Below are 13,142 nucleotides of genomic sequence, written 5' to 3' on the forward strand. Positions count from 1 at the left end.
TCTATAACGAATGCAAACTTTCAATAAGAAGATACATGCCCGTGCAACTTAAAAGGATGTATGTAAATATTTTAAAAATCCGTTGATTAAGCCATTTGAAAATAATTTGACCTATATACAAACCTAGAAATACGATTGGAATAGCGTAAAAACTTGATTCCCAAATTGTTTTGTTTGTGCCAGTAAAGAGTATTTGCGTTAGTAGACTAATGAAATATATAAATAGATAAAAAGCTAAAGTAGTTGCTCTCAGCTTCTCTTTTTTTGTATCAGTTCCTGTAAAGTACAGTAACAGAGGTGGTCCCGGCATACCGATACTTGTCGTTAAAAGACCGGATAATCCTCCCGCTAAGAAATCTCTAGATTTTGTTGATTGAATCTTAAAGTTACAGATTAGCATCAACGTTAATAGTAAGAGCAAGATGCTAATTGCTAATTTAAACGTATTGATGTTAATGGAAACGAAAATGAAAATACCAAAAGGAACACCAACTATACTGCCGACAATTAATCTTTTCAGTAGAATACAATCAATGTCCATTCTTATTTTCCAAATGAGTGATATAGAAATAATGAATGATAAAATGATATTTATTTGTATAGCTTCTTGTGGTAGAAATAACATGAGTAAGAAAGGTGTTGCCATAATAGAAAAGCCAAAACCGGTACTCGTTTGTAAAATAGAAGCTACTAATATAATACAAATGAACATGAATATAGTATTCAAAAAAGCCCTCCTACATAATCAAATTTCATTAATATTTTAACATAAAGTAAAACTTTAATCAGTGAGGGCTTACTACCTAGCAAATCGCCGCTTGTTATGTTGCGGTTAATCCTGTAGCCTTAAAATATTTTTCTCGTGAAGGAGTCATTACTCGGATTGCTAATAAACAGGAAAGGAAAAGGATGAGTAACGAGCTACTTATTACAGTCATTTGAACGGAAAGAAATTGTGCGGATGCTCCAATTGCTAAAATGAAAAAGATTTGGATAAAACTTTTTATGGAATCAAATACGCTATCGATACGTCCTATCATATGAACCGGGATGTTATTTTGATAAAATGTAAAAAAGCCAGTACCAGCAAATGATGAAGAAATGCCAAGTAAAATAAAACCGCCTGCCGCGACGATAAATGAATTTGAAAAGGCGAAAATTACATAGCCTATTGCTGTGAAAATTGTCCCTAATCCGATACAATATTGAATTGGTAAACGTTTGGCAAAAAGAGAGACAAGAAATGAACCGGAAACGTAAGCAGCGCCAGTTATACTAACAAGCATACTGTATTCTATATCGGTTAAAAACAGTACTTGTCTTGTAAAAACAACTTCTTGTGAATCAAGTGCCATAGCGACAAGCATAGTCGCTTGAAATAAAACGAATATGAGAATAATGTACGTTTCAGTTCGAGCGAATGAAAAAACTTGTTTCCAATCACTTCGTAATGTTTGTACGAAAGTATTTGCAACTTCTTCGCTTTGCTTTGTTTGTAACGTAATATTAGGTAAGAAATAAATGAGAATAGTAGAAAGTAGAAAGGAAAGTGAGTTGCAGTAAATTACAAAGGATGCTGAGTGCGTGGTGTGAAGTATTCCAGCAAGAGCTGGACCGATAATAAAAGCCCCGCTTGTACAAAAGCTACTCCAAGCGTTGAATTGAGCGCGTTCTTCAGCAGGTATAAGCATTGTTTTATAAGAAAATGAAGCTGGATCGAAAAATGATGTAGCGATACGAGTTAAAAAGATAAAAATATAAATGGCCCAAATAGAATCAAATAGTGGAACGCAGCCAATGAGAGCTGCCCGAATTATATCTGTGATGAGCATAATAGACCGTTTGTTTAATCGATCTACTATACTACCAGACCATATTTTTGTAACAACGGTCGCAATTGGACCGACAATCCATAATCCTGCTACAGCAGCAGGGGAGTTTGTGCTATGTAACACCATTACGTTTAGGGCGATGAGATACATAAAATCACCTAAACGAGAAATTCCTGTTCCCGACAATAATAATAATTTATTTTTCATGAACAAATGGCCCTTTCTTTCATTGTTTTTTTAGCCTGCAGGAAATAGCGTATTCCTCTTCAGAGTTTGATTGACGAGCGGTTTTGTTTTCCCATCGTAATAAAACTTGTGTAACTTCCCAAGTAAGCTGTTGTAATTCCTCTGGAGTTAAAAATAAATGAGATACAATATGACTGCCTGTATTCGTTCCTTCTGTGCCGCTTTCTTCAATATAGAAATGAGCGGATTTTGCCTTGTAATATTTTTCAATAATTCCTCGTTTTTCTTTCGTGTCTACTAATTCAAGTAACCCTCCATCGTACAAAATTTGAATGTGATAATGTACGCTACCAGCAGATTTATTTAGTTTAGTAGCTACTTGCTTTGCAGTGAGTGCTTCGTTTTTTAAAAGGTGAAGAATTTGAATACGTGTTGCATTGGAAATAAGTTTCTGCTGCTCAGCTGAAATAGTAAGCCTATCTTCAAACATTATAATATCCCCTTTCTTATAATCTAAAATTATTGTACATTCTAAAAAATTAGAACGTAAGAAAAATAAATCGCCTTTTTCCTCTGTTTTTCGACATAAATAAAAATAGCATGTACATAAACATGCTATTAAGTGATAGTAGATTCTTCACTAAGTTTCCCGCGATAAAACAGGTAAAGCCATATGAAACTTACAAAGATACAGCATATAGCTAACAAGATTAATCTTTATGTAATGCTGATGCTTGAATTTGTTTTTTCCACTCACTTAAATACACTTTCTCGGCTATAGGGAGTCCAACAGGTAATTGTGCAATCAATTCTAAACTATTTCCGTCAGGATCGTTAAAGTATACGGCGGCATGCGCTAATTCTGGAAAAACAATCGGTTCAATTGGTTCCATTCCGAAATCTTTTCGTGCTGAAATTCCTTTTTGATTTAGCCAATGAATCGCATTTTCTAAATCATGTAAGCTTACTTGAAAGGCGATGTGTCGTAAAGAGGGGTGATACTTAACTTTGTATTCTGTGCCTTCCCAAAGACCGAGCCAACTTTCATTTTCCCTAATCCAAAAGAAAGCAATATCATCTCATCTTTTATATAATTTCAGTCCAAGTGATTCATAAAAAGATATTGATACCTCTAAGTTGCGGACAGGTAAATGTGCTTCGTAAAGAGCTTTAATCATAGTAATCCTCTTAAGTAAAAATATTTCTTATTTCATAGTAAACATTTTTTTATGAGTTGAAATCAGAAAAAGGAGGGACATAACTTCATACGAAAGTATGAAAAAAACAGCTCAAATATGAGCTGTTTTCTTATAGTTTTTCGTTCATTTGTTAAGGATAGGATATATTAGTATCCGTATCCGCCGCCACCCCAACAGCTACATCCGATGATGATTAGAAGGATGAATAGTACGATAAGCAAAGCAAATCCACCGCCGAAACCAGCGCAACTTCCACCATAACTCATATGTTTTCCTCCTTTTGAGTAAGTTAATCTATATAATTCATGGACTACTGTATACAGTATGTTTTTCGTATGGAAAAGGAGCCAGTCTCTTGAGTAATTAGACAAACGCCTGTATGGTCATTTTGATTGTATATGGAGCTAGGGGTATGTGAAGAAATCATTATATATTTCGCGATTTGTTCATAAAAAATATAAAAATTGTAAAAAAAACCATTTTTATATTTTTTTATGAGAGGATTTGTACTATAATTTTACAAGTAATATTATGGGAAAAGGGAGTTTTAGTGAAGAGATGGAGATGGGACAACTACAAAATAAAATAGAAACTAAAAAGAAAGAGCTAATTCAACTTGTTGCTAGACATGGATTGGATCATGATAAAGTTTTGTTATTTAGCCGAGATTTAGATATACTTATTAATAAGTTTATGAATGCGAAAGATAAAGTACATAAATAATTTGCAGTTTTTTATATTAAGATATTCAACGAAGAGGAGAGAGATATATTTGGAACATTTACAAGAAGAGCTATATAAACAAATAAAAGAAGAAAAAAGTATTGTTACAATTTTTTTAAAGAGTGGCGTTAGAATAGTAGGAGAAGTTGTTGCAATAGACAAATTTACCGTTTTAATGTTAGTTGATGGAAAACAACAACTTATTTACAAGCAGGCTGTATCAACAATAATGAAATAAGACACTCGTACTGAGTGTCTTATTTCATTATTGTTTGCAAGCTTCAACGTCAATGCCGGCAGCTAATAATTTTTTTTCACCATCTTGCTCAATGATTTTTTGTAATTTAGATAGGAAAGAATCAAAGTTTGTATGCTTTGCTACTTGGAATGTCATTTTATGCTCAATTGGCAGCCACGTATCAATATCAGCTTCGTTATGCTGAATTTTTACCTCAAGCTTATCAAGTGCGTTAGCAACTTTTGCTTCGTATGTTTCTTTCGTTTCAAACTCCATCCATAAATCATATAATTCCTCGCCGAGAGAACCTTTTAATGTTCGTTTAATATTTAAAATTGCTTCTTGTTCATTTATTTGTTTTTGTAATTGTAATTCATGACTATTCATTGTATCAAAAGCAGGAATATCACCAGCTTCTGCTTCGACTAGATCGTGAATAATAACCATTTTTAGTAATTTTTCAATATTTACTTTCTGATCTAAATAAGGTTCAACTAAAATGGCCATTAGAGACATGCGCCACGTATGTTCAGCAACGCTTTCTTGACGTCCGTTAGAAAGCCAGCTATGTCGCATTTCATATTTTAGTTTTTCTGCTAGTGCAATGACTTGTAAAATGTTATGTTCCATCGTGATCCTCCTCATATTTCCATACTATAATTCTAATATGGAAATGAAATGTGTCAATTTTATGAGTATATTGCGATAAATAGATGACGAGCATATAATAAGCATTATATGTGAAAACGCATTATTAAAATAAAAAAATGTTTTACAAAAATGAAAAGGAAAGGGCAGGAATATGGGAGACAAAAATCAAGGATTTGCTAGACCAGAAAGAAGAAAAAGGAAGTTTGACATTTCTAGCCCATTTGGCATTTTAGTAGGTTTTGCTATAGTGATAGCGGCAATTATGCTTGGTGGAGGCGGAATAAAAGCTTTTAAAAACTTTTTAGATGTTTCATCTATTTTAATTGTCATAGGGGGAACAACTGCGACAATTGTTGTGGCATATCGATTTGGAGAAATAAAAAAATATACGAAAAGTATTTTTACTGTTTTACATAGAAAAGAAGAAGATTTAGAACAGTTAACGGATTTGTTTGTTGATTTTTCAAAAAAATCTAAAAAACACGGTTTGCTTTCTTTAGAGGTTGATGGAGAGCAGGTGGACAATCCTTTTATTCAAAAAGGAATTCGATTAATGTTAAGTGGTTACGATGAAGAGGAATTAAAAGAAGTGTTAATGAAAGATGTTGAAACGGAAGTGTATGAATTAAGAAAAGGGGCAGTATTATTAGATAAAATTGGCGATTTCGCTCCGGCTTGGGGTATGATAGGGACTTTAATTGGTCTTATCATTATGCTTCAAAACTTGCAAGACACATCGCAAATTGGTACAGGGATGGCAGTTGCGATGTTAACGACATTGTATGGATCAGTACTTGCAAATATGATTGCAATCCCTCTTGCTGAAAAAGTGTATCGTGGTATTGAAGATTTATATACAGAGAAGAAGTTTGTTATTGAAGCAATTTCAGAATTGTATCGTGGACAAATTCCGTCTAAATTAAAGTTAAAACTCGATACGTATGTATACGAAACAAAGATAAAAAAAGTAAAACGAGCAGCCTAATATTGCAAGGAGTGGTATGGTGATGATAAAACGACCGCAAAAGGGATCGCCTCGTTGGATGACGACTTTTACAGATTTAACGATGTTATTATTAACTTTCTTTGTATTACTAGTTGCTACTTCAAAGCAGGATGCAGTAAAATTGTCAAAGATGCTTGAAAAGTTTAGTGATACGGAGCAAGTTGATGCAAAAGTAATGGAAAATACTATACCAGATATTTCACATGAAAAAAATGATGAAAAAATGGTCTCAAAAAAGCGAATGGACGACTTGTACAAAAAGTTAAAAGCATATGTAGATAATAACGGTATTAGTCAAGTGAATGTATATCGAGAAGATACAGGGGTAAGCGTTGTTATAGTAGATAATTTAATATTTGATACAGGTGATGCGAACGTTAAGCCTGAAGCAAAAGAAATTATTAGCAAATTAGTCGGATTTTTTCAATCCGTACCAAACTCAATTGTTGTGGAGGGGCATACAGATAGTAGACCGATCCATAATGAAAAGTTCCCTTCTAATTGGGAATTATCTTCAGCACGAGCAGCTAATATGATCCACCATTTAATTGAAGTGTATAATGTGGAGGATAAAAGGTTAGCTGCGGTAGGATATGCAGACACAAAGCCAGTTGTACCGAATGATTCACCGCAAAATTGGGAGAAAAACCGTCGCGTTGTCATTTATATTAAAGAATAGTATTTTAGTATTTTAGTAATAAAATACTAAAATGCAGAAATTCTTTTAAAAAAATATTAAATTTTATCGTTTTATTTTGTATAATGAGTGAGAATGATAAGGTGAAATATTAAGATATATTTATACATAGAAGGAGAGAATCAAAAAGAATGGCACATAAAATTTTAGTTGTAGATGATGCGATGTTCATGCGAACAATGATTAAAAACTTATTAAAAAGTAATTCTGAATTTGAAGTAATCGGAGAAGCGGAAAATGGAGTGGAGGCAATTCAAAAATATAAAGAACTTCAACCTGATATTGTAACATTAGATATTACTATGCCAGAAATGGACGGACTTGAAGCATTAAAAGAAATTATGAAAATTGATTCAAGTGCAAAGGTTGTTATTTGTTCAGCAATGGGACAACAAGGTATGGTATTAGATGCAATTAAGGGCGGGGCAAAAGACTTTATTGTAAAGCCATTCCAAGCAGATCGCGTAATCGAAGCTTTAACAAAAGTAGCAAATAGCTAATATAAAAGGGGTGCCACAAGGAATCAAAACAGTGATAACGGATAGATGTGTGGCCCCTTTTTTCTCATTTTAAAACACTAAATTGTTATACATAAATGAAATGTTTGTTAGACAGGTAGGGGATGAAAATGCAAACAGATCTATTAAATATATTTTTTGAAGAATCGGAAGAACATTTACAGTCGCTAAATGAAAATGTGCTAACTTTAGAACAAAATCCCACTGATATGGATGTTGTGGGAGAAATATTCCGCTCAGCCCATACATTTAAAGGTATGTCTGCGAGTATGGAATTTACGGAAATGGCGGATTTAACGCATAAAATGGAAAACGTTTTAGATGAAATTCGTCATGGGAATATAGTAGTACATGCGGATATTATTGATGTGATTTTTGAATGCATTGATAATTTAGAGAAAATGGTTGCAGATGTGCAGCAAGGCGGAATGGGTAATATTGATGTAGTCGCAACGAAGCAAAAATTAGAAGCGTTATTGAACGGAAATGCAGAAACTTCTATGGAACATGTAGAGCAAGAGTCTATAAACAATGATGATGCAGTTTCGCATGAAGTGCATATAACCGTTGAACAGCAAGCTATTTTAAAAGCAGTACGTGCCATTATGTGTATTGAAGCACTGCAAAATATAGGCGATATACAAAAAACGGTTCCTAGTATTGAAGAGATCGAAGCGGATGCTTTCGGTTTTGAGTTTACAGTATTTATGAATACGGATCGTAGTGAAGAAGAAGTGAAACAGGTAGTGCTTCACGTTTCTGAAATTGAGAAAGTAGTAGTGAAACAAGGAGAATCATTACAGGAAGTAGATTCGATGGTTGCTACGCAAGAAACTACGCGAGTAGAAGAAATGATACAGCCGTCTGTAGTTGCGCAGGTGGAAGCACCTATTGAGGCAGCGAAGCAACCTGCAAGTGCTACGCCAACTAAAAGTACTGCAAAAACGAAAAATGCTAAAGGTGAGAATCGTTCCATTCGTGTGCAGCTAGAGAAAATTGAACGATTAATGAACATGTTTGAAGAGAGTGTAATTGAGCGTGGTCGCATAGATGAATTGGCACAAGCAATTCAAAACAAAGAATTAATTGAGCATTTAAATCGATTAGGCGATATTTCAAAAGATATTCAAAATGTACTTCTAAACATGCGTATGGTGCCGATTGAAACAGTCTTTAATCGTTTCCCGCGTATGGTACGTATGTTAGCGAAAGATTTAGGGAAGAAAATCGATTTACAAATTACGGGTGAAGATACAGAAGTTGATAAAATTGTTATTGATGAAATCGGTGATCCACTCGTTCATTTAATTCGTAATGCAATTGATCATGGTATTGAGACTGTTGAAAAACGTCGTGATGCAGGGAAAAATGAGACGGGTACAATTAAATTAGAAGCGTTCCATAGTGGAAATCATGTCGTAATTCAAATTACGGATGATGGAAATGGAATTCATAAAGGGAAAGTATTAGAAAAAGCGATTAAAAATGGTGTTGTAACAGAATCTGAGGCAAATAAATTAACGGATCGTGAAGTGTTTGATCTCATTTTCCAACCAGGATTTAGTACAGCAGAAGTAGTATCGGATCTTTCGGGGCGCGGGGTTGGATTAGATGTTGTAAAACATACAATTCATAGTTTAGGTGGACATTTAATTATTGATTCAGAAGAAGGAAAGGGAAGTACATTTAGAATTGAACTTCCATTAACGTTGTCCATTATTCAATCTATGCTTGTTCAAACGAATGATAAACGTTATGCTTTACCTCTTGGTAATATTGTTGAAGCAATTCGAATTAAGAGAGAAGACATCCAATCCATACAAGGAAAAGATGTGTTAAACTATCGTGATCAAATTATTGAAGTGAAGCATTTAAGTACTGTATTTGGTGAAAAAACAGTAGATGAGGCATTTGAATCATATGAAAGTCAAATGGTTCCTGTGTTAATTGTTCGTAATACACATCGCAGCTATGGACTTATTGTAAACACAATTATCGGTCAAAGAGAAATAGTCTTAAAGTCATTAGGTGATTTCTTTGCAGAGAGTTCGAACTATTTCTCTGGCGCGACGATTCTCGGCGATGGACGAGTGGTCCTCATTTTAAACCCAGAAGGTTTATAATAGGAATGAAGGAAAGCTCCCCACTTGTATACAATTGGGGAGCTTTTTGGTTAACTACATACTAATATAAAAAAATAATATATATAACAGGAAATAAATACATGTTCACGATTTACGTAATAAGTTTGTTAAAATGTAATGAGTGTATTCATTTAATAGAAAAACAAAAATGAGGAGGCAGGGAAAATGCCTGAGCAACACACAAAAGGGGATACGAGCACAATTGTGCTAGAAAAAGAAAAGGAGCTTTTAACGCCTCAAGAATGTGATATTCTTGGCGAAATTGCAAATATATCATTTGGCTCTGCTTCGACAGTATTATCAACGATTTTAAATAGGCAAGTAAGTATAACTGCTCCTCATGTAGAGTTAGTGGATTTATACGATACAAGTGATGTTGAGGTTCCTCATGTTGTATTAAATATTCATTTTACAAAAGGATTAGATATGGAAAATCTACTTGTCCTTCAGCAAGATGTTGCTTTATCTATTGCTGATTTAATGATGATGGGAACAGGTGAAGTGGAAGAGGGAAAAGAACTTGGTGAATTAGAGCTAAGTGCTGTACAAGAAGCGATGAACCAAATGATGGGATTCGCAGCGACGTCTATGTCGGAATTCTTCCAAGATACAGTAGACATGTCACCGCCGACAATTAAAGTCGTAAAGTTATTAGAAGAGATGGAGAAAATCTCTGGAATAACTGGAAATAACACGATTGTGAAAGTGTCGTTTGACCTTAAAATAGATAATCTTGTAAACTCTAAACTCGTACAAATTGTTTCAGTTGAACATGCGAAACAAATGATAAATAAATTACTACAATTATCTGGTGGCGTAGAAGAGCAAGACGAGCCAGCTGAAGTAGCGGAAGCTGAAATTGTAGAAGAACATGTTAAAAAAGAACAGTTAACGCAAGAAGAGAAAGATGTACTTGGGGAAATTGCCAACATTTCCATCGGTTCAGCTTCAACGGTATTATCAACGCTTTTAAATCAGCCGGTTACGATTAGTACACCCAATGTAGAAGCGATTAATGTGCGTCATTATGACGGTGTACCGGTTCCCTTTGTGATTTTAAATGTCGATTTTGTTGAAGGTTTAAAGAATGAGAACGTATTCGTATTTACGAAAGATGTTGCTTTGACAATGGTAGATTTAATGATGATGGGAACAGGGGAGATTGATCCAGAGAAAGAGCTTAGTGAATTAGAGCTGAGCGGTATTAAAGAAATCATGAACCAAATGATGGGGCATGCGGCAACAGCGATGTCAGAAATGTTTAAAGAGAAGATGGACATGACGCCGCCAGACGTTAAATTTGTCACGTTAAAAGAAGAAATGGAATATTTGGGAGAGTCAATGGAAGTGGATGAACTCGTTCAAATTACGTTCAACCTTGAAATTGGCGACTTGCTTCAATCGAAAATGTATCAAATTTTACCGATTTCAGAAGCGAAAGAAATGGTAAGACGACTGCTATATCCAATGGTGGAAGCAGAAGAAGAGATTGCAGAGGAAGAAATGGAAGAAGAGGTTGTAGAATCTGTTGTACAACCTATTGAATTTAAAGAAGTGAAACAAATTGAGCCAGTGTATATGGATACATCTATTCTACAAAATGTAGAAATGAATGTGAAATTTGTATTTGGAAGTACAGTGAAAACGATTCAAGATATATTAAGTTTACAAGAAAATGAAGCCGTTGTATTAGATGAAGATATTGATGAACCAATTCGAATTTATGTAAATGATGTATTGGTGGCGTATGGTGAACTTGTAAATGTAGATGGATTTTTCGGAGTAAAAGTGACGAAATCACTATAAGGCGTTGAAATAGTAGATGAAAAGCGTAAAGTTTTTTCTAATTTGCTGGCTATGCATACATGTGTGCTTGCTCTTCCCGCTGCAAAGTCAGGCGGAAGAGCAAAATGTACCAGAACAAAATATAAATGAAGTGAATGTACAAGAAGAGAATAAGGAAGTTCAAGAACAGCCAGAACAGGTGGAAATGAAGCAAGATAAAAAGGAACAACAAGAAGTAAAGAATGAGCAAGAAACCGAAAAAAAGATAGAGACGGATCAAGGGATTATTACAATAAATAAGCGAGAATTAAAGGTTGGCGAAGAAGTACGGATTATTGTAGAGCCAAAAGAGAAAAATATTCAAAGTATAAAAGGTATGTTGCGTTTGCCAAAAAACAGTAATCTGTATGAGCAAGAAAGAATGATACCTTTTGACTATGAAGAAGAGACGAAGCGATGGATTGCTAACTATAAGGTCGGGATTTTTGATTTGCAAGGTGATTGGAACCTTCAGCTTATTCAAAGTTTTAAAGAAAATGAGAAAGAAGAGCTTATAGAAAATGAAGTGAAAGTTCCTCTTATTCGTATAAATAATGAAACACCAACAATAGATAAAGAGATGCCGAAGTTGCATAAAGTCACTATTGACGAGGCGACGGAGAATGTAATCGAACGAAAACGAGGCGATTCTATACGTGTAAGAGTGAAGGCGGCAGACGTGGAATCGGTTGTGAAAGAAGTTCGTGTTACATTAAAAGGAAAAGAAAATAAAGAGATTACATTTTTATTAGATTACAATAAGCGCGACATGGAATGGCAAAAAGTATTTGAAATAACGGATGCATTGCCAAATGGGACATACGAGCTACTTGTAGAGGTAGTAGATGCGGCTGGAAATAAACTCGTTGAAGAAAGTGAGTATGTCGTTTCTGTTTTGGAACAAAAAACAGAAGATGATAAAAAGACAGAAGAACGAGAGAAAGAAGATAAATTAGAAAATAAAATAGAAGATAAGAAAGAAACTGAGAAGCAGGAAGACACGAAAGTAGAAATCCCGCTTCAGGAAGAAAAACAGCCAGTTGTTCAAATTCTGAAAAAAGAAGAGAAGGTAAACGACCTTATAAAAGAACCATTGAAAGAGAAAGAAAAAATTACTTATGTTATAAAAGAGCCTCTCACAGACAACAAGGAAGTAAATAATACGAAGGCTCAAAAAGATAAAGATAATAACAATCAAGTCATTTCGAAAAAGAAAGAAAAAAAAGAAGAGCCAGAAGATAAGAAAGAAACTAAAAGTGACCATGGAATACAAGCTTCTAATGTATTTGCTATTATGTCAGGTTTATTCGTACTATTTTTAGTGTTAAAGAGTAATAAAGAATGGGGCTAATTATTTCATCATAGTGGAGGCGCTTAAATGGAAATTAAACGTACGACAATTGAAAATAAGACGCTACAACCATTAAAACAGCCTGCAGCTATTTCGGAACATGAAATCCAGAAAGAACGAAAGTATAGTAATCTAGTGTTTACTGGACAGTCTAAGATTATTTCGAAAAATAATGAAATCGGGATTTTACTTGCGAGTTTAGGTGATGGAAAGGTTATGAAGGAAATGCTTTCTAAAGAGATGGATACAGTATTACAACTCTTTAAAAAGTTACATACATTATCTGGAGAAGGAAAGCAAACAGATAAAATATTTGAACAAGTCATGAGAAGCCTGCAAGGACTTGTTAAGCAGGCGCATATAAAAGAACTTCCTTTGTTAGATGGAACGTATGATTTCGCTGAAGTACAACTATCATTTGGTAGAAAGGTACACATTCCGTTATTAGATGTAAGTGCACTCCTCTCTAGCGTGGAGAGTGATTCATCAGAAGGAAATATAAATTTAATGGTAACGGTTATTACTGCGTATATCACGAAATTGTCTAACGAAACCATTTTAATTAGCGTCACGGATCGCACAGCTAAAGAGCGGGATGCAAGTGTATGGAGAGCACTGGCAGAAATGAATATGACACAATTATCACAGGCGTTGAAACAAACGGTGCAAGAACATAAATGGTCTATGACGTTTCTTTTTCTCCTTATATGGGTTGCTTGTATTATTTTAATTCGAGTTATATAAAAAATGAACGGAATCACGCAATTCTTCGT

Annotated in this window: 14 protein-coding genes and 1 pseudogene; 9 read left to right on the forward strand and 6 right to left on the reverse strand. The window is 34.4% G+C overall.

Translation table 11 applies throughout. The annotated features are described in order from the left end of the window. Position 1: 1 nt before the first annotated feature. The 5 genes and pseudogenes from PDQ68_RS08120 to PDQ68_RS08140 all read right to left on the reverse strand — a co-directional run bounded on the left by PDQ68_RS08120 (position 2) and on the right by PDQ68_RS08140 (position 3,483). On the reverse strand, positions 2–727 hold the full coding sequence (locus tag PDQ68_RS08120; RefSeq protein WP_001092071.1) for a sulfite exporter TauE/SafE family protein: 726 nt from the start codon (positions 725–727) through the stop codon (positions 2–4). A 94-nt stretch (positions 728–821) separates the two neighbouring features. After that, on the reverse strand, positions 822–2,039 hold the full coding sequence (locus tag PDQ68_RS08125) for an MFS transporter (RefSeq protein ID WP_061184037.1): 1,218 nt from the start codon (positions 2,037–2,039) through the stop codon (positions 822–824). 19 nt (positions 2,040–2,058) lie between these two features. Then, complete coding sequence (locus PDQ68_RS08130; protein WP_016717052.1) at positions 2,059–2,508, reverse strand: ArsR/SmtB family transcription factor; 450 nt, start codon at positions 2,506–2,508, stop codon at positions 2,059–2,061. 220 nt (positions 2,509–2,728) lie between these two features. After that, positions 2,729–3,196, reverse strand: a pseudogene (locus PDQ68_RS08135) (VOC family protein). Between the two features lie 167 nt (positions 3,197–3,363). Continuing rightward, a complete protein-coding gene (locus PDQ68_RS08140; RefSeq protein WP_000120179.1) occupies positions 3,364–3,483 on the reverse strand; it encodes a YjcZ family sporulation protein in 120 nt (39 codons plus the stop codon). Positions 3,484–3,721: 238 nt separating this feature from the next. Between PDQ68_RS08140 and PDQ68_RS08145 the strand changes: the two genes are divergently transcribed. Beyond that, entirely contained in the window at positions 3,722–3,940 is a 219-nt protein-coding gene (locus PDQ68_RS08145) for an aspartyl-phosphate phosphatase Spo0E family protein (RefSeq protein ID WP_016717055.1), read from the forward strand. Between the two features lie 49 nt (positions 3,941–3,989). After that, complete coding sequence (gene hfq / locus PDQ68_RS08150) at positions 3,990–4,178, forward strand: RNA chaperone Hfq (protein ID WP_016717056.1); 189 nt, start codon at positions 3,990–3,992, stop codon at positions 4,176–4,178. Between the two features lie 27 nt (positions 4,179–4,205). Here the strand turns inward: hfq and PDQ68_RS08155 are convergent, their stop codons facing one another. Then, positions 4,206–4,808 (reverse strand): HD domain-containing protein, encoded by a 603-nt coding sequence (locus tag PDQ68_RS08155; protein WP_016717057.1) that lies wholly within the window; start codon positions 4,806–4,808, stop codon positions 4,206–4,208. A gap of 172 nt (positions 4,809–4,980) precedes the next feature. Here PDQ68_RS08155 and PDQ68_RS08160 point away from each other — a divergent pair, with 172 nt between their 5' ends. The 7 genes from PDQ68_RS08160 (at position 4,981) to PDQ68_RS08190 (ending at position 13,113) form a co-directional block, all read left to right on the forward strand. Then, entirely contained in the window at positions 4,981–5,814 is an 834-nt protein-coding gene (locus tag PDQ68_RS08160) for a flagellar motor protein MotP (RefSeq protein ID WP_000502571.1), read from the forward strand. Between the two features lie 22 nt (positions 5,815–5,836). Continuing rightward, positions 5,837–6,514, forward strand: a complete 678-nt coding sequence (locus tag PDQ68_RS08165) for an OmpA family protein (RefSeq protein ID WP_000596046.1) — start codon at positions 5,837–5,839, stop codon at positions 6,512–6,514. Positions 6,515–6,663: 149 nt separating this feature from the next. After that, entirely contained in the window at positions 6,664–7,032 is a 369-nt protein-coding gene (locus PDQ68_RS08170; protein WP_000940577.1) for a response regulator, read from the forward strand. 128 nt (positions 7,033–7,160) lie between these two features. Beyond that, positions 7,161–9,173, forward strand: a complete 2,013-nt coding sequence (locus tag PDQ68_RS08175) for a chemotaxis protein CheA (protein WP_016717059.1) — start codon at positions 7,161–7,163, stop codon at positions 9,171–9,173. 186 nt (positions 9,174–9,359) lie between these two features. After that, positions 9,360–11,000, forward strand: a complete 1,641-nt coding sequence (locus PDQ68_RS08180; RefSeq protein WP_061184038.1) for a flagellar motor switch protein — start codon at positions 9,360–9,362, stop codon at positions 10,998–11,000. A 16-nt stretch (positions 11,001–11,016) separates the two neighbouring features. Further along, a complete protein-coding gene (locus PDQ68_RS08185) occupies positions 11,017–12,369 on the forward strand; it encodes an Ig-like domain-containing protein (protein WP_016717061.1) in 1,353 nt (450 codons plus the stop codon). Between the two features lie 27 nt (positions 12,370–12,396). Continuing rightward, positions 12,397–13,113 (forward strand): hypothetical protein, encoded by a 717-nt coding sequence (locus PDQ68_RS08190; RefSeq protein ID WP_016717062.1) that lies wholly within the window; start codon positions 12,397–12,399, stop codon positions 13,111–13,113. Positions 13,114–13,142 lie beyond the last annotated feature (29 nt).

The organism is Bacillus cereus group sp. Bc010 (assembly GCF_027716745.1).
GTDB classification, from domain to species: Bacteria; Bacillota; Bacilli; order Bacillales; family Bacillaceae_G; genus Bacillus_A; species Bacillus_A pacificus.